Origin of the sequence: Alistipes sp. An66, from assembly GCF_002161445.1 — a bacterium.
Taxonomy (GTDB): domain Bacteria; phylum Bacteroidota; class Bacteroidia; order Bacteroidales; family Rikenellaceae; genus Alistipes; species Alistipes cottocaccae.
Genome location: NZ_NFHT01000026.1, coordinates 1 through 18,129, shown reverse-complemented (window position 1 = coordinate 18,129; position 18,129 = coordinate 1). Strand labels below are relative to the sequence as shown.

Below are 18,129 nucleotides of genomic sequence, written 5' to 3'. Positions count from 1 at the left end.
AACACAAAAAGAAGAACAACACGCCGCGGCGTGTTGTTCTGAAACCAAGAATCGCTATATTTGCATATCTGAAGAATCTGAAGGCACCTCCCCAGACACACTTTTTGAAACACTACCGGAATACTAAATAAATGAAACAAATCGTTATAAATCAAAATACTATGCTCTAGACATACTTTTTGAGACACGTCCTCGAGTACTAACAAAAGCGGTCGCAATAAGCGACCGCTCATATAAAACACCAATCAACAAAAATCCTTAATCATCTAATAGATGGGTGCTACCACACCAGAATCACTCCATTTAAGAGTCCATAATCTCACCTACTTTCTATTTCCTTTTCAAAATCCGAAATTAAATCATATCTTACATAAAATGATATTCTCTCTTCTGTGAAATTAAAATACGGAATCAATGACGGCTCAATAGGAACAAAAATTCTATTTTTTGACAACACTGTTGTTGTTGGCAATTGCCGCCCACCTGTCATCCCATCAGCCAAACGGTTATTCTTAAGTTCTATTTCATAATACAACGTCAATTGCCCGGAAGCATGAGTAAAAATATATACTATCTTGTGCATACCCCATATCACTTTAGTCGTATGGGGATCCAAAAAGAAGTCCAATTGTTTTTCAAAGACCACATCTGATAAAGCAATGAAATGAGTAAAATTATTTAATTGTGGGTATGGTTGGGCTGTCTTCAAGATTTTCATCTTGGTATCATTTCCTAGCACTTTAATGGGAGGCATAGGCAATCCAGGGTCTGTCTTAGGCGTATCACTATTGATGGTATTTATCTGCGTAATGCTCGGTATCTCATGTTCCATTGTCCCAACCTGCTGCAGATTTACAATTTGACGATGAGTCTTTTGCATATCTTCTGATGCCTTGATAACATCATTCAACTTCCTTTTACCTTGAATATAATCTTTAATCAACCCCTCCATGTCTCCTCTTTCATCCTCCTCTATAGTATATAGTTCCCTGGTTCTCTGAAGCATTCGATACAAATGATCAGCTCCTTCTCTTGTGGAAGATGGAACGTACTGCGCTAATTGTTGATACAAATAATTACGAATATAATCTTTCACGAAGCCATCAAATAATCTAGGATCCATATCGTACACTTTCAACACCTGGGCCACATTATTCGAGTTTCTTGCCACATAAATACAAACCACTCCCTCTTTTTTCTTGACTAGGTTGGTAACACCATGACTAATATCTGCAAAATCTATTTTAGTATCCATGACAAGATAATCATCTTTCAATGAACTCATCAGTCTAAGAATAAATGCGAACTCCCGAGTATCCAATTCATTTCTATCATATATTTTAAGGATCATCGCATCGTCACTTACCTGAGGAATCCGGCTCCGGATAAGCATATGCTGCTGGATACTACGCCTGGGATAATCACGACTTAATGATACCAACATAGTATTCTCTCCAGAATACTGACTAATAATCCCTTGATCCGTACCCAGGTAATAGTACACCTTCTTGCCATCCATTTCTGTTTTGAGCATACCAAGTTCCAGGAACTCACTCGCCATTCCTGCTTTAGCAATCTTGATATGACCAGCTAAATCATATCTTTTACGGTTTTGCACATAATTTAGAAATTGCCTATTATTATCACATATTTCCTTTTTAGCCAATTCTTCGGCAACTATATCTTCAACATAGTTGATTATTTGTGCCGCTTTATTTACGGTTTCAACACTAATAGAATCTCTACCTGCTGTTGGAATTAGTATCGACAAATCTACAATGCCGCCCAAATTGAAATTGGTATTTACAGGAAGTGAAGCTAAACCAAAACCATTCCTTAATCCTTGAATGCCGCCTTTATTTTGTTCAAGATATATAGAACCCCTAATCGGAATTCCATTCTGCTGAATATTCTTAATATATACAGCAACCCTACCCTCTGAATGTTTAGCTATATAAACATCCAAATCAAAGCAGAACTCACCCTTATTATAATGATTTGAGACAATGTCATCATTTATCAAACTATTAGAGTTGAAATACGAATTCAGACTGATCACTTTCCCATTCAGAACAACAGGGACAGGAAGATACTTGACAAATTGTTGTAAATAGGATTCCGCGTTTCCCATATTAACGCAAATTCCATCCTCCAATGTTGCTTTCACTGTCGTCCCGGGCTCAATCCTTTTAGTTGTCTCTTCCAAATCAATACATTTCTTTCCTATTTCCAACTTCTCTCTATGAGCAGTACTGCGGAATGTAATATCACCACTGTAATATCTCGACTCTATCTCAAGGGCCGTACAAATACCAAAATTGGCCATAGCTCCGATTCCAAATGTACCTACAACCCCTGCAGCCCGAGCCTCTGGGTTATTTTTCCCACTTGAACCTGCCTTCCAATAGTTGTTTTCAATCACTTCTCTGGTCATTCCAATACCATTATCAGTGATTGTAATCACCCCTTGTTTTACGCAGATCTCAATTTTAGGATCAAATGACTCTCTTTTCTGGCGCATTAATATAGCATCATATGCATTCTGAACATTCTCTCGTAAAAGAGCATAAGGAGAGTCGTAAATGTCATTGGCCAGCAATTTCAGTATCCGCTGAGTTTCTATATTGAATTCAATCTGTCCTATCGCCATATCTTTATAAATAATCTACCATTTTTCTTATATGAGCACTCTGAGAGGTTTTGATTCCTCTATACGCTTTTACTCTCGCATTTATATCTTTGTCGTTCAACTCAGATGCTGCTTTAATCACCAATAAAGCATCTTCGTCCGTCTGAGGGTCTCCAATATACGAGATAATATCATTATACAGTTTCCCTTTCATCATCAAATCAAGCATCATTTTTCTCGCAACTTTATCCTCCGCAGCTTTTTCTCGAAGCAGTTCTATTGCTTCTGTATAATTACCTGTTTCTAAACCTCGATTGATCGAATCGCTCAATTGCATATCGTCAAAAGGTTGTACAGGTAACGGCAATGTTGTTTCCCAAGATGACTCCCCGATTTCTTTAATCTTTCCATCTCCCCAAGTAGGAATCCCATACTCAGCCGGATTACAATCTTCTCGTAAATGAATGGATAGCCTCAGTTTATCATACTCCTGCTCCATTTCCAAAATATTATATTGTCGTGAAGCTCCATATGAAAGAGTTTCGGTTGCACCATATAGTGACCCTGTACTGAACATCAACAGTTTACCTCTTTTAAATGCATTATGGTATTCTTCTACGACTCCACTATAATGTTGATGTCCATGAAGTGCTATATGGACACCCATATCTATAATTGGGTTTAATATTCTATTATCAAGATAGTTATTTGTCATAGGTCGTCCCGAAGCATTATGATGCCATACTGCCACAAGTATTCGTCCTTGGTTTACCTTCTCTTTCACAGATGTCTTAGCTAAGGATACACATGTAGGATAAATTTGTCCAACCTTATTTATATGATCATTCAAATAACAACTATTAAACCCTACAAAGCAAATGTTATATGTAGGCATATCAAAAATCTCATACTGTTCACGCGGCATAAGGGAATAACTCCTGTCGCCATAAAATGCTTTATAAAATTCAGAGAATTGTTGAAACCGGGAGTTATATTCTATACCGAGTTCAAAAGAATATAATTTTTGGTCCCCCCAATTCCATCTTACATTGTGCACCTTTTCTAATAAAAACAGATTAAGCATCTTAATGTAATTTCCTTGTTCTTCGGGCGAGCCGTTAGGAATAGGCTTCATCAACTTTTTGCTCACATTCCAATCTACATCGTGATTTCCTGGAACAATAACAATCCGACTCTTATCGCCATTAAGATAGTAATCTACTAAATCCTCAAGAAATACTTTTACTTCTTTATATTGTTGTTTTATTTCATCTTGAGTTCCTCCCTTTATCAAATCACCACTTACGACAATAATATTGGGCTTCAGAAGACCCTGTTGTTCAATACGTTCACAATCATCCTTCATCGACTGATAAAGATTTCTAAAATCATCCTCATCATTTTTATGAAGATCCGAAATATGGAGTATCGATATCTTTGGGTAACGTTTCATCAAAAAAATAGAATATATTTAACATCTAAATTACTCTTTTTTTAACAAAACTGCAAGTCACATCTATTTATAATAATATTTTAGAGATATAATCTTAACACATTCCTATATACAGGCCCAACTCTATTACACATCTTTTCAATATTTATATTTACCAAGACCTCATCTATCTTACTCAATAAACTTTCAACAAAAAATTGTTTTCAGATCAACTTTTCTATATTAGCTTTAGGATTTTTAATCTCTTTATAACTTCTCACATATATATCCTTGTTGATTATTGCAAGGTTATAGTTATATTTTCAAGGCATTCTCCGTATCAGGAATATACCATTTAATGCTATTCCTATTAGTCCATAAGAGGCATTTAACCATCATAATTTTATATGTATCTCAACAAGATCTGCCCGCCCCATATTGAGATCATTCCATAGTCATAATACGCTACCCCAATTAACTCACTTTTACGTTAACAATCGTCCTCTACATTGCTTACCTAAGCTATTAACGATTACCATAATTAAATTAATTGCGCAAACAAAATTTATTTCAAAAAGCGCTTGGAATTATGATTGAAAAACATTATGTTTGTTATGCATAATTATTGCGAGTATGAAATTTGTTGATCGAACTGATGAAACTGCAAGATTAAAAGAGGCTCTTTCCGGGGAAAGATCCACATTAGTCGTAATATATGGACGACGCCGATTAGGTAAGTCGACCGTCATAAAACGTGCTTTAACTGAGGATGATGTCTATTTTCTAGCAGATCGTTCTGAAGGACAACATCAACGATCCATGCTTGCCAAAGTGGTAGGACAACTCTTTCCAGATTTTGACAAACTCACCTATCCAGACTGGGAGGCTTTATTAAGAGCTATTAATTATCGTACAATCAACCGTTTCACACTGTGCCTGGATGAATTCCCTTACCTTGTGGAACAATCTCCCGAACTGCCATCTGTCCTTCAAAAACTAATTGACGAAAAAACTCTGAAGTACAACATTGTAGTTTGCGGTTCATCTCAAAATATGATGTATGGTCTATTCCTGGGCTCTACGGCTCCTCTTTACGGACGAGCAGATGTTATTATGAAATTTATGCCCATCCGATTACCATATATCCAGGAAGCATTGGGCTTTAATGCCACAAGCGCAATTGAAGAATATTCCGTATGGGGTGGAGTTCCTCGTTATTGGGAGCTAAGAGAGAATAATGCATCTCTTAAAGATGCCTTATGGTACAATATCCTATCAGTCAATGGAACTCTTTATGAGGAACCTATAAAGCTTTTTCAAGATGACGTCAAGGATGTTGCCAAGACTTCTACGATTATGTCATATGTTGGGAGTGGTGCTAGTCGCCTTTCAGAAATAGCATCACGCTGCAATGAACCTGCGACTAACCTTTCACGGCCATTAAAGAAGCTTATCGACCTCGGATTTTTGGAGCGTGAAGTGCCCTTTGGTGTTGACGAAAAAAGTTCAAAAAAGAGTCTGTACAAAATTGCTGACCCGTTCATGGCCTTTTATTACCAATTCGTTGTTCCGAACCGATCATTCATCGAATTGGGACGACGTCGCCCCATAGAACAAGCATTGAATACGCATTTCTCAGAGTATGTAAGTATGCAGTGGGAGCGAATCTGCCGAAATACCGTCACAGGCAATCAGATAAACGGAGTGCTGTATGACAAAGCGAACCGCTGGTGGGGTTCGGTACTCAACGAAGAGCATAAGCCAGAACAGGTAGAAATTGATGTCATGGCCGAATCTCTCGACAAGAAATATTTACTTGTAGGAGAATGTAAATGGACTACCCAAGAAAATGGGAAATTGCTTACAACAGAACTTCTCCGTAAAGCCAATTTATTACCATTCGCAAAGAATTATACGATAATCCCTGTTCTATTTCTTAAAAATAAGCCTCAAAATGATGTGAAGAACACAATATTGCCAGACGACATCATCAAGCTTGCTGAATAATTTTACCCAATCTTTCATTGAAGAAATTACATTCTACCTACCAACCTTTATAATACATGCCTCGGACTAAAAATGCCCTAATCCGGCAAAAAACCATCGATAAATGTTTGAGTAGTAGAAAGAACTACTCAATCAGAGATCTAATGGACGCATGCAATAGGGAGCTTGAATTAATCGGCGAATACCCTATTACTGCAACAAATACGATTCGCGAAGATCTGGAACAGATTATGGCGAATTATCCAGATGCGAAGATTATTTCCCGAAGAGTTGGCCGACACCTGTATTATTCCTATGAAACCGAGAATTATTCAATATACAAGATACCACTGAATGATGATGAGTTTGCGCAAATCACGCAAACGCTATCAATACTATCAAGATTCGAAGGAATGCCGCAATTCGAGTGGCTGGATGAAATCAAATCTACATTAAACATTAAAATATCATCTGACCCCATCGTTGGTTTTGATGAGAATATTGATTTAAAGGGTAGAGACTATTTCGCTCAACTTTTTTCAGCTATCAATAACAAGCAACCGTTAGTCCTCACTTATAAAAATTTCAAACGAAACATCAACCAACAATTTATTGTCCATCCATATTATTTAAAACAGTTCAATAGGCGATGGTTCCTAATTGGGTTTTCTGAGAATATTGGTCGATTATCACTCTTTGCGTTTGATCGCATCGAAGATATAACCACCTCGAACTGTAAATATATCCCAAACACAAAGTATAATTTTAAAGACTACTTTGATGACATGATTGGTGTTACCAGAATCGATCATACAGACATAGAAACAGTGAGAATCTGGGTGTCAGCCAATCGTTGGCCATATGTAGCGACGAAACCACTACATGGAACCCAACACATAATATCAAAAGATGTTAGCGGTGTAATTATTCAAATCCAGGTATACATCAATAAAGAATTAGAACAGTTGATTCTCTCATTCGGAAAAGATTTCAAAGTCCTTGAGCCGGAAAGCCTGAAACAAACTATTGCTCAGCAATTCTGCGAAGCATTAAAAAATTATCAATAGTTCACCATGAGTGAACGTATGGCGTATAATTTTGTAATCCGATTGATGTTAGACTGTAAATTGTAGCAATATGGAATTCGTATCTAGACTTATTGTATCAATTATAAATATTTCTCGCGGTTGCCATTTTCCAATAGAGCAGGATCCTTTTTCTATTTTTTTCCTATTGTACGCAAAGAAAGTAGGAATCCTAAAAAATATGGATTTAGAGCGTTTGGCATTTTGGTCGGATAAAAATTCCAACTATAATGATAACATATTATTGGAGTTATATGGCAAATTCCAGGATGTAACCCAACTTAGCTTTAGCGATAATTACGCCTATCGTTCTCTTGTTATGATGCTGAACAATATTGATGATAAGTTATATCAGAAATATTATTGTGATCTTATAGAAGGCCTTATATCTCATCTGGCCCAACAATCTGGTATGGCCTCCGCAGAATTTTGTCAGCCAAAAGCAATTACTCGCCTTGCAGGAGAATTAGTAAAACGTATCAACCCTCGATTTATATACAATCCGTTTGCTGGCTTATGCTCATACGCCCTAATTTCCAGTAAATATAAATATTATGGGCAGGAAAAAGATACTGGAATCAATTTACTTGCGAGAGTTCGTCTTGATGCACACGGCCGAGATGCAGACACTCTAGCCTGGGCCGACTCTATCCAAGGATGGAATGACCATCAAGCTGACATGCTGGTAACAACACCTCCTTTTGGAGTTAAAGCAACCCGGGCCTTTTCGTACCACAGATGGAGGGAATATCGTTCTCTTAATGAGTTCATCTTGCGCAACTTCCTATACTCTCCTTCATTAGATAATGCAGTCTTCATATTACCTGCAAGCGCCTGCTTCGGTGCGGACACGCTGGAGATCCGAAAGTCAATCATAGAGAAAAACGCTCTCGATATGATTATCGATCTACCTGCCGGAATCTTTTATGGGACAGGAATCCGAACTGTTGCCATCGTTTTGAAGAAGCACAGACATCTGGAAAAGGTCACTTTTGTCAATGGGAGTGATTGTATCAATATAACTCAGAAGGCAAAAGATTTAGATGTAGAATTGTTGTTAAGTTATATTGACAATAATACACCTCGTGTAGTGGCCAATGTCAATTATACGGAAATATCCGAACGAAACTTTTCTTGGTCTCCATCTGCATATATAATCACCCAAGATGCTTTAGCAGAAGGGCAAACATACGTCCTTCTCTCGGAATGTATTGTACCAGGTAAAAATATTCCTATCGAAGCCGAGAAAGGAATTATACTATCCCCATCAGATTTCTCTGATGATGTGAACTTACTATTCACCGCGCAAAATTTTACAACCGCGCAGATCTCTCCCAACATGAAGGCCTACCAAGGCGAACATATTGTATTATCCTTCTTGCAAAACAAGATAAAGATATGTAAATGCTCTTTTGATGAACCATTTTTCGTCAACCAGAATCAAGTTGCATTTGCACTTAAGGAGGATTCCCCCATAACACTTGACTATCTTGTATATACCTTGCTTAATAGCAGATCATTCAGGAACTTATCATCGCTAATGAATGGTCTTCATGCTCGAGTAACCCGGCAAATCACCCAATACATTTTAGAGTGTAATGTTGCCATTGATGCAGACAAAAACAAGCAACACGCCATCATTGATAGCTTAAAACAGCAGTACACCCAAAGGAAACGGGCTGAAATGCAAGCCGAAATGGCACGTCTTGGAATTAGAGATGCATCCTCTGATTTATCGCACATCCTGGGAGCCTCATTCGATAAGATAAGCAATACCCTTGCATCAATACAAAGCGAAACTATATCAGAAGATTTGATGACATCCTTACATGTCATCAGCGATAACTTCATGTATATGAAGCGTATGATAAATGCTGTTGGTGCAGATTTTTCAAAGGCGAGATTACAAATACGAGATGTTGAGATCAACGCCTTTATCAATAATTATGTTTCTTCATGGAGAAACTACGGTTCCTCGATTTTTAATCTGACATACAATTCAGAAGTATCTGATGATACAGTTCTAAGAATAGATGAGGATATGTTTAGGGTCCTATTAGATGCAATATTAAGAAATGCTTATCGACATGGCTTTGAGAATAAAAGGTCCTCTGATAATCAAGTCCTAATCAGCACTTCCTTTTCTAAAATCGAAGATACTGAATATGTTTTAATTACTATTGCCAATAACGGCAATCCATTTCCCGAAGGCTTCACCCTCAAAGACTACGTCACCAGAGGGAGCATCGCTGGCAAAATGGGGAATACAGGATTGGGAGGATACCACGTATGGTCCATCGTGGAAAGACATCACGGACATATGAATATTTCCAGCAGTAAGACTTGGAATACCATTATTGAAATCTTGATTCCTGCCGAGATCTACGCCGAATCTGATGCAGATAAATTTATTGAATATGGAGGATCTGAATATTTATAACGTCATCTGGGTTGATGATGAGATTGACGAATTATTATCACCCGTAGAGATAAAACGGCTCTTGCGAAATCAAGGCATTCGCATCGAACCAGCGCATAACTCCACGGAATATAGGGAGATTATGGAACACAGTTATGATCGAATAGATGCGGTCATAACAGATGCCAACATGGCGAGATCCTCAGATAGTCCTAGAAATGAAAGAGATCTATCCGGTTTTGAGGACGTCAAATCGTGCATTGAGAAATATAATATAAAACGCTCCATCCCCTTTTATCTATATTCAGGCCGAGGAGAGTTTCTTGAAGAACGGTATGAAAATGATGGGTTGGAGTATTTCGTGACCAATAATCGAATATTTTCAAAAGGAGAATTACCTCGACTACTGGAACAATTGAGGAAAGACGTAGCTCATATCAACTCTCCGTCATTCCGAATCAGGAATAAATACCATAAAGAATTGGAGGCAGCCCGACTGATTGAAAATAACGAAGAGACATTATTCTCAGCTCTCCTGTATGAGTATACGGATGGATGGAACAATACGCAAGACTACTTTAATCCGGCAAGAAAAATGGTCGAGCGAATATTCCATGCATGTAAAAAGCGAGGAATTATCCCCTACTCACTATCCGAGCTAAACTCTTTCAGTGGGTTCCTGCAGGGGAAGGACTGCTATTTCGAAGTAAATGAGGGATGCGAAATAATGCCCAAACCGCTTATCCACAGTTTAGAATATTTTCTAAACATCACTCAGGATGGTTCGCATGGAGCAGGAGATCTCAAACTGAATGTAGATAATTATGTTCGCAACACAAAAAATATCAACCTTTTCAGGACCATCTTATACATCGCAATGGATCTATGCCTATGGTTCGCAAAAGCCAGCCAGTTGCCCCCGGAAGAAAGGGTATCCAAATGGCATCTTAAACCCAATTGCGAATTTGTATACAGAGGAACAATCCGTGATATTGAAGGTAAAATGGTCTGCGGAGAATACTTGCTTCAAAACAAAGAGGTTGATTATTCCGCTGGCGATGAAATAGGTATCCGTCAATACAAAGGCAAAGCAATACCAGAGAATAAGCACCCATTTGATTATCAGAAAGCAGAGACAAAGATTACCGTCAGCAAGTTTGCGTATCCTACAAACGTGATCATTATTCGAAAGAGAGAGACTGAACAGGCCCTGTAAATATATTTTTGTACCTTCGCAGTAGGAAATCAAACATAAACAATGGCAAAAAAAGTTAAACAACAAGAGTTGTCTGGAGCTCAGGATTTGTATAATTTCCTGTTTGAGGCCTGTAATATCATACGAGGCCCCGTTAGCCAGGACAATTTCAAAGACTATATAACGCCGCTACTTTATTACAAACGCATCTCCGACGTGTATGATGAAGAGGTCGAAGAGGCCCTTATCGCCAGCAATGGCGACGAGGAGTACGCCTCTCTTCCGGAGCAGCATCGATTTGTTATACCGGACGGATGCCATTGGCAGGATATCCGCGAACGTTCGGAAAACCTTGGCTCTGCCATTGTCGAGGCTATGCGCAAAATAGAAATAGCCAATCCCGATACGCTGTATGGGGTTTTGTCTATTTTTTCGGCACAGAAGTGGACCGACAAAAAGGTTCTCTCCGACGAACGAATACGGAATCTTATCGAGCACTTGTCCAAACGGCGTTTGGGCAACAAAGATTACCCGGCCGACCTGATGGGCGATGCCTACGAGGTACTACTCAAGAAATTTGCCGACGATAGCAAAGCGCAAGCTGGAGAGTTCTACACACCACGAGCCGTTGTCCGATTGCTCGTGCGCATTCTGGATCCTCAACCCGGCGAAACCGTCTATGACCCAGCCTGCGGATCGGGAGGTATGTTGATCGAGGCTATCCGCTATATGCATAGCGACGATCTCTGTTGTGGCAGCATCTTCGGACAGGAGAAGAACGTAGTCAACGCAGCCATTGCCAAGATGAATCTCTTCCTGCATGGCGCATCCGATTTCAACATCATGCAGGGCGACACGCTTCGCAATCCGAAAATCCTGCAAAACGACGCACTGGCCCGCTTCGACTGCGTGATTGCCAATCCGCCGTTCTCGCTGGAAAAGTGGGGTGCAAAAGAGTGGTCAACGGACAAATATGGACGCAATCTGTGGGGAACCCCTTCCGATTCATGCGGAGATTACCCATGGATCCAACACATGGTATGCAGCATGTCCTTCGACAAAGGACGCATGGCAGTCGTGATGCCACAGGGCGTTCTGTTTCGCGGAAATCAGGATGGAGAGATCCGCAAGAAACTGGTTCAAAGCGACCTTGTAGAGGCTGTCGTGACCCTCGGAGACAAGCTCTTCTATGGCACGCAGCTCTCTCCCTGCTTCTTGATTCTGCGCCGCAAGAAGCCCGCCGAACACTCCGCTCGCATCTTGATGATCGACGGCAGTCGAATCCTTACCCCTAAACGGGCCCAAAACGAACTGTCCGATGCCGACGTCGACCGCCTGTACGAACTCTATGCCAATTATGCCGACGTGGAGGATTTCGCAAAGGTGGTGACCCTGGCCGATATTGAAGCCAAAGATTTCTCGTTGTCGCCCAACCGCTATGTGGAATACCATCGCGAGGAGGTAAAACCCTATGCCGAGGTCAAAGCAGAATTTTTGGCTGCCTACGAAACGTTGAAACGCTGCGAAGCACGTTTTGTCGAACTCATCAATCAATAAGGAATGTCTGACAACCAACACATAACAACCCTGACACTCGAGGAACTCAAAACGTTCCTTTGGGGTGCTGCAGTCCGTCTGCGCGGACAGATCGACGCCGCCGGTTACAAGGAGTATATCTTTCCGCTGCTCTTCTTCAAGCGCATCAGCGACGTCTATGACGAACAATTCAACGCCTTCGTTCAGGAAGGAGGCGAAGAGTATGCCCGCGAACAGGCCCAGGACCTCGCTATCCGGATTCCGGACGGAGCCCACTGGAACGACGTGCGCCAGGTCACCGAGAACGTCGGACGACAACTGGTCGAAGCTTTCATCGCCATCGAACAGGCCAATCCGGCCGTTGAGAGCGACGGCCGCCGCATCGGAGGTCTCGAAGGCATCTTCGGTCCCAAGGACGGATGGACCAACAAAGCCAAGATGCCCGACCACATCATCACGTCGCTGATCGAGGATTTCTCCAAACACAACCTGTCACTGGCAGCCTGTCCTGCCGATGAGATGGGACAGGCGTATGAATACCTGGTCGGAAAATTTGCCGATGATGCCGGCAATACGGCACAGGAGTTCTACACCAACCGCACGGTTGTCACCCTCATGGCCGAGATTCTGAATCCGCGCCCCAACGAGAGTATTTACGACCCGACCTGCGGTTCCGGAGGCATGCTTATCAAATGCCTCACCTACCTCAAGGACAAAGGAGAGGAGTGGCAGGGAGTCCACGTTTTCGGGCAGGAGATCAACGGTCTGACCTCCTCCATTGCCCGGATGAATCTCTACCTCAACGGCATTGAGGACTTCTCGATTGTCTGCGCCGACACCCTTGCCCACCCGGCCTTCCTTGACGGCAGCCGGCTGCGTCAATTCGACATCGTCCTTGCAAATCCGCCCTACTCAATCAAACAATGGGACCGTGACGCGTTTGCTCACGACAAGTGGGGCCGGAATTTTCTGGGCACACCAACGCAAGCTCGGGCAGACTATGCTTTCATTCAGCATATATTAGCGTCCATGGATAATAAAACAGGGCGAAGCGCTATACTTTTGCCTCATGGAGTATTGAATCGTGATGAAGATAAGGAAATTAGAATCAACCATGTAAAAACAGATTGCATTGACGCAATCATCGGTTTAGGACGAAACCTATTTTATAACTCTGGCCTAGAAAGCTTTATACTCATATGCAGTAATAATAAGCCTGAATCCAAGAAAGGTCGGATATTATTTATTGATGCAGAGAAATTTACACACAAACAAGGGAAACAAGCATATTTGTTTTCCGATGACATTGCACATATTATGGAGGCATATAATAATGAAAACGATATACCTGGCCTCTCTAAATATGTAAGCATCAAAGAAATTCTACAGAATGGAGGTAATCTAAACATAAAATCATACGTTAAAGCCATATCAGATAATCAAATAGAAAACAGCACGATTCTATTATCCGATTTTAATGATAGCCGTAAGAGAGTTCAGATAGCCTTATCTAAGCTCTCATTTGTAGAAGAACCATATCATATCCAAGATATTGAAACAACTGTATTAAACGAATTTAATAGAGATCTTTGGGAAAAAGTAACATTAGGAGATGTCGCTTCTGAATATTCAATACGTATAGACGACCCATCTAAATCTAAGTATGATTATTTTATTGGGTCTGATTGCATATCCCAATATGATTTCAGAATAAAAAAAAGGGCTTCAACCCAAAATATAACATCCGCTCAAAAGTTATTTCAATCAGGGGATTATCTATTAGTCCGCAGAAGCCTATATGGTAGTGATTTTAGAGAACGAGCGCCCCGCGCTGATTTTGATGGAGTTTGTTCTGCTGATATTTTAACCATTAGAGAAAATCACAAAAAAATTGTAGACGGATTCTTAATATTCGTTCTTTATAATAAGCAATTATGGGATTTTATTGTTTCCAATTCTAGCGGAGGGCTTACTCGCCGCATTAAATGGAAACAACTTTCATCATTTGAATTTTATTTACCTCCCAAAGAGATCCAACAAAAGATATCGGATAAACTCTGGGCGGCGTATGAGTTAAAAGAGGCCTACAAAAAGATGATTGCGGCAACCGATGAAATGGTCAAAGCCCAATTTATCGAAATGTTTGAAGGACAGAATTATGCCACTAAACCTCTTGCTCAATTAATTAGTAAATCATTCCCAGGTGATTGGGGACTGGAAGATAAAACTGGGAACGGAATCAAAGTTATTCGAACTACCAACATAACAAATGATGGTACATTAGATTTAACAGAAACCGTTACACGAAATATATCCGACACTAAGCTACAGAAAAAATTACTAAAAAAGGCGATATTTTATTAGAGCGCTCAGGGGGCACGAAAGATAACCCTGTTGGTCGTGTCGCTTATTTTAATGAAAATGATGCATACGTAGCTAATAACTTCACACAGACCTTACGCAGCATTGGTGACATTGAATCCTATTATTTATTTCATTTTTTGTTCTACTATTATAAAATGAACAAAATGAAAATACGAAGTATGGGAAATCAAACAACCGGGATACAAAATCTCAATATGGATGATTATATGCAAATTGCAATCCCAGTTCCACCGAGAGAACATCAGGAGCTCTTTATTTCGATTGCAAAACAAGCCGAAAAATCCAAATCGGAGTTACGTCAGGCTATCGAGAAAATCGACCGGGTGATGAAAAGTCTGATGCAGTAAAAATCGCAGCCCAAACCGATGCATGAATCATAAAACGACGAACCCATGATATTCAACGAAGAGAATACGATTGAAAAAATGTTGCTGACCAAGGCTGCTCAATGCGGCTGGAAGTATGTGGCGAGCAACGATATTCCCCGCTCGACAGACTCCGTACTGGTAGAGCCGTGGCTGCAGGATGCACTGATCCGGCTGAACGGAATCACGGCCGACCAGGCTGCGCAGGTCATCTACAAGCTGCGATCGGCCATCATGAGCGGAAACTCGCAGGATGAGTTGATTCAGGCCAATGACCGATTCCGCAGGTTGCTCTTCGAGGAGAATTCCGAGCCTTTCGGCGAAAACGGTGATAACATCAACATCCGCTTCTTCAGCGAGAATCCGGCCGAGAACCATTGCGTGGTGACCAATCAGTGGGAGTTTCCCCGGCCGAGCCGCGACGGAGGAAAGCGTCTCGATCTGGTGCTCCTCATCAATGGCATTCCCATGGTCATCGGTGAGGCCAAGACTCCCGTGCGGCCGCAGGTGACGTGGGCGGATGGGGCAAACGACATGCTTCAATACCAACGGAGCATTCCGGAGATGTTTGTGCCCAACATCCTGTGCTTTGCCTCCGAAGGCAAAGAGTTGCAGTATGGCGGTGTAGGGCTTCCGGCGGACAAATGGGGCCCGTGGTTCGCCGACGAGGAGCGTCATCACGGAACCCTGAATGACGTGGAGCACAACTTCCGGCACCTGCTTACTCCGGAGCGATTGATCGACATCTATCGTTTCTACACGGTATTTTCCGCGACATCGACAGGTCGCAAGATCAAGGTTGTCTGCCGCTATCAGCAATATCTGGGTGGAGAGGCCATTGTGCAGCGTGTGTTGACCACGTTCCGCAATGGATATGGCCCAAAGAAGGGTTTGATTTGGCATTTCCAGGGTTCAGGAAAGTCGTGGCTCATGGTATTTGCCGCGCAGAAGCTCCGCAAGCAGAATGAGCTGAAAGCTCCGACGGTCGTGATTGTCGATGACCGTATCGACCTCGAAGATCAGATTACCGGAGACTTTACCCGTGCAGAGATTCCCAACATCGAATCGGCACCCGACAAGGAGTCGCTGGAAAACTTCTTCAAGCAGGATCAGCGAAAGATTCTCATCACCACGATTTTCAAATTCGGCGATGTACAGGGCATGCTGTCCGATCGTTCGAATATCATCGTGATGGTGGACGAGGCACACCGTACCCAGGAGCGGGATTTGGGAACCAAGATGCGCACGGCCCTGCCCAACGCATTCTTCTTCGGACTGACCGGTACGCCGATCAATCGTCGCGACCACAACACCTTTGCGACCTTCGGCGCCGAGGAGGACGAAGAGCGTTACCTCTCGAAATACACCTTCCAGAACTCCGTAGCGGATGGAGCCACCTTGGAGTTGAACTTCAAAACGGTTCCGGTAGAGATGCATCTGGATGAAAAGGCATTGCAGGAGGAGTTCGACGAACTGACCGACCAGATCAGCGAGGAGGAGAAAGCCGAGCTGGTCAAAAGAACCTCGGTCGAAGCCTTCTTCACATCGGACAAACGTATCAACGATGTCTGCAAATACATCGTACAGCATTTCCGCGATTACGTAGAGCCGGCAGGCATGAAAGCACAGGTTGTGGTATACAATCGGGAGTGCTGCGTCAAGTACAAAAAGGCCATCGATGCGTTGCTGGGGACAGAAGATGCAACGACCATCGTAATGCACACCGCAGGCGACAAAGCCGACCTGTACAAGCCCTACAAACGCTCCCGGGATGAAGAGAAGCGGTTGCTCGACAAGTTCAGAGACCCTCTGTCACCCTTGAAGATTGTCATCGTCACATCAAAGCTGCTGACCGGATTCGATGCCCCCATTCTGCAGTGTATGTACCTCGATAAACCCATGAAGGATCATACGCTGTTACAGGCGATCTGCCGCACCAACCGCAAATATACTGTGGACAAGAAATGCGGACTGGTCGTCGATTTTGTCGGCGTCTTCGACAACGTGGCCCGAGCGCTTGCATTCGATGAAGAGAGCATCAAGACCATCATCTCAAATATCGAGGAGATCAAGCAACGCATTCCGGAGTTCATCAATGAGTGTATTGCGTTCTTCCCTGGCGTCGATCGCACGGTAGGTGGCTGGGAAGGGCTGCAGGCAGCACAACAGTGCCTGAAAGAAGATACCGTAAAAACCAATTACGCCCGTCACTTTGCAAGATTGGCGAAAGCATGGGAAACGGTCAGCCCAGATCCGGAACTTTTCAAATATCAGACCGATTACATCTGGTCGGCACAGGTATACCAAAGCGTGCGTCCGGTAGGCAACGACGGTGCGCTGATCTGGACCCTATTGGGGGCCAAGACCATCGAAATCATCCATAACAACATCGACACCATCGATATTGGCACGCCATTGGAAGATTTGGTGGTTGACGCCGATGTGATTGATTCTGTAATCAACGACGCCAAGAAAGCCAAAAAGAGAGCTGTGGAGATCGAGAAAATGCTCAGACTTCGATTGGGTGAGCACAAGGGAGATCCTCGATATAAACATTTTGCCGAAAAGCTGAACGAACTTCGGCAGCGGATGGAGGAGAATCTCATCACAAGCATCGATTTTCTTCGGGAACTTCTGGCCACAGCGCGAGAGCTACTCGAAGAGGAAAAGCGCGAGAATCAACCCGAAGACAAGCGAGCCAAAGCACGTGCAGCCTTAACGGAGCTTTTCGAGAGTGTGCGAACACCGGAAACCCCCATCATCGTCGAACGCGTGGTGAACGATATCGATGAAAATGTCGTAGCTATTGTTCGTAAATTCAAGGATGCATTCAAGAGCGTAACAGCACGACGCGAAATTAAAAAGAAGCTTCGCTCTATCTTATGGGTCAATTATCAGATTAAAGATCAGGACATCTTCGACAAAGCATATCAGTACATCGAGATGTACTATTAAAATTATAATCTCCAGTTCATTCCAGGGTAGTGTTTCAAAAAGTGTGTCTGGGGAGGTGCCTTCAGATTCTTCAGATATGCAAATATAGCGATTCTTGGTTTCAGAACAACACGCCGCGGCGTGTTGTTCTTCTTTTTGTGTT

10 protein-coding genes and 1 pseudogene are annotated in these 18,129 nt (G+C 42.1%); 9 read left to right on the top strand and 2 right to left on the bottom strand.

What is annotated here, in order from left to right:
• Positions 1-319 precede the first annotated feature (319 nt).
• A complete protein-coding gene (locus tag B5G16_RS11905) occupies positions 320-2,650 on the bottom strand; it encodes an ATP-binding protein (protein WP_087264158.1) in 2,331 nt (776 codons plus the stop codon).
• A 4-nt stretch (positions 2,651-2,654) separates the two neighbouring features.
• Entirely contained in the window at positions 2,655-4,082 is a 1,428-nt protein-coding gene (locus tag B5G16_RS11900; RefSeq protein WP_087264156.1) for a metallophosphoesterase family protein, read from the bottom strand.
• Between the two features lie 612 nt (positions 4,083-4,694).
• Between B5G16_RS11900 and B5G16_RS11895 the strand changes: the two genes are divergently transcribed.
• The 9 genes and pseudogenes from B5G16_RS11895 to B5G16_RS11860 all read left to right on the top strand — a co-directional run bounded on the left by B5G16_RS11895 (position 4,695) and on the right by B5G16_RS11860 (position 17,987).
• On the top strand, positions 4,695-6,068 hold the full coding sequence (locus B5G16_RS11895; RefSeq protein ID WP_087264154.1) for an ATP-binding protein: 1,374 nt from the start codon (positions 4,695-4,697) through the stop codon (positions 6,066-6,068).
• 107 nt (positions 6,069-6,175) lie between these two features.
• Entirely contained in the window at positions 6,176-7,114 is a 939-nt protein-coding gene (locus B5G16_RS11890; RefSeq protein ID WP_162612070.1) for a helix-turn-helix transcriptional regulator, read from the top strand.
• Between the two features lie 70 nt (positions 7,115-7,184).
• Positions 7,185-9,572, top strand: coding sequence for an N-6 DNA methylase (locus tag B5G16_RS11885; protein WP_087264149.1), 2,388 nt, complete (start codon positions 7,185-7,187; stop codon positions 9,570-9,572).
• Positions 9,550-10,767, top strand: a complete 1,218-nt coding sequence (locus B5G16_RS11880; protein ID WP_087264147.1) for a hypothetical protein — start codon at positions 9,550-9,552, stop codon at positions 10,765-10,767. The genes B5G16_RS11885 and B5G16_RS11880 overlap by 23 nt, the downstream gene beginning before the upstream one ends.
• A gap of 42 nt (positions 10,768-10,809) precedes the next feature.
• On the top strand, positions 10,810-12,303 hold the full coding sequence (locus B5G16_RS11875) for a type I restriction-modification system subunit M (RefSeq protein WP_087264145.1): 1,494 nt from the start codon (positions 10,810-10,812) through the stop codon (positions 12,301-12,303).
• A gap of 3 nt (positions 12,304-12,306) precedes the next feature.
• A pseudogene (locus B5G16_RS12925) lies at positions 12,307-13,728 on the top strand (type I restriction-modification system subunit M); the annotation flags it as partial.
• Complete coding sequence (locus B5G16_RS12920) at positions 13,711-14,646, top strand: restriction endonuclease subunit S (protein WP_442856550.1); 936 nt, start codon at positions 13,711-13,713, stop codon at positions 14,644-14,646. The pseudogene B5G16_RS12925 and the gene B5G16_RS12920, both read left to right, overlap by 18 nt.
• Positions 14,619-15,014 carry a restriction endonuclease subunit S gene (locus B5G16_RS11865; protein ID WP_087264141.1) on the top strand — a complete coding sequence of 132 codons (396 nt, stop codon included), beginning with the start codon at positions 14,619-14,621 and terminating at the stop codon, positions 15,012-15,014. The genes B5G16_RS12920 and B5G16_RS11865 overlap by 28 nt, the downstream gene beginning before the upstream one ends.
• A gap of 45 nt (positions 15,015-15,059) precedes the next feature.
• The gene (locus tag B5G16_RS11860) at positions 15,060-17,987 is read left to right on the top strand and encodes a type I restriction endonuclease subunit R (protein ID WP_239406102.1); all 2,928 of its coding nucleotides are present in this window, start codon (positions 15,060-15,062) and stop codon (positions 17,985-17,987) included.
• The last annotated feature ends 142 nt before the right edge of the window (positions 17,988-18,129 follow it).

What these genes read in the sequence shown, in the direction of transcription:
- B5G16_RS11880 (WP_087264147.1), top strand. Translation starts at nt 9,550, where the DNA reads ATGGAGGATCTGAATATTTATAACGTCATCTGGGTTGATGATGAGATT.
- B5G16_RS11895 (WP_087264154.1), top strand. Translation starts at nt 4,695, where the DNA reads ATGAAATTTGTTGATCGAACTGATGAAACTGCAAGATTAAAAGAGGCT.
- B5G16_RS11905 (WP_087264158.1), bottom strand. Translation starts at nt 2,650, where the DNA reads ATGGCGATAGGACAGATTGAATTCAATATAGAAACTCAGCGGATACTG.
- B5G16_RS11860 (WP_239406102.1), top strand. Translation starts at nt 15,060, where the DNA reads ATGATATTCAACGAAGAGAATACGATTGAAAAAATGTTGCTGACCAAG.
- B5G16_RS11885 (WP_087264149.1), top strand. Translation starts at nt 7,185, where the DNA reads ATGGAATTCGTATCTAGACTTATTGTATCAATTATAAATATTTCTCGC.
- B5G16_RS11875 (WP_087264145.1), top strand. Translation starts at nt 10,810, where the DNA reads ATGGCAAAAAAAGTTAAACAACAAGAGTTGTCTGGAGCTCAGGATTTG.
- B5G16_RS11900 (WP_087264156.1), bottom strand. Translation starts at nt 4,082, where the DNA reads ATGAAACGTTACCCAAAGATATCGATACTCCATATTTCGGATCTTCAT.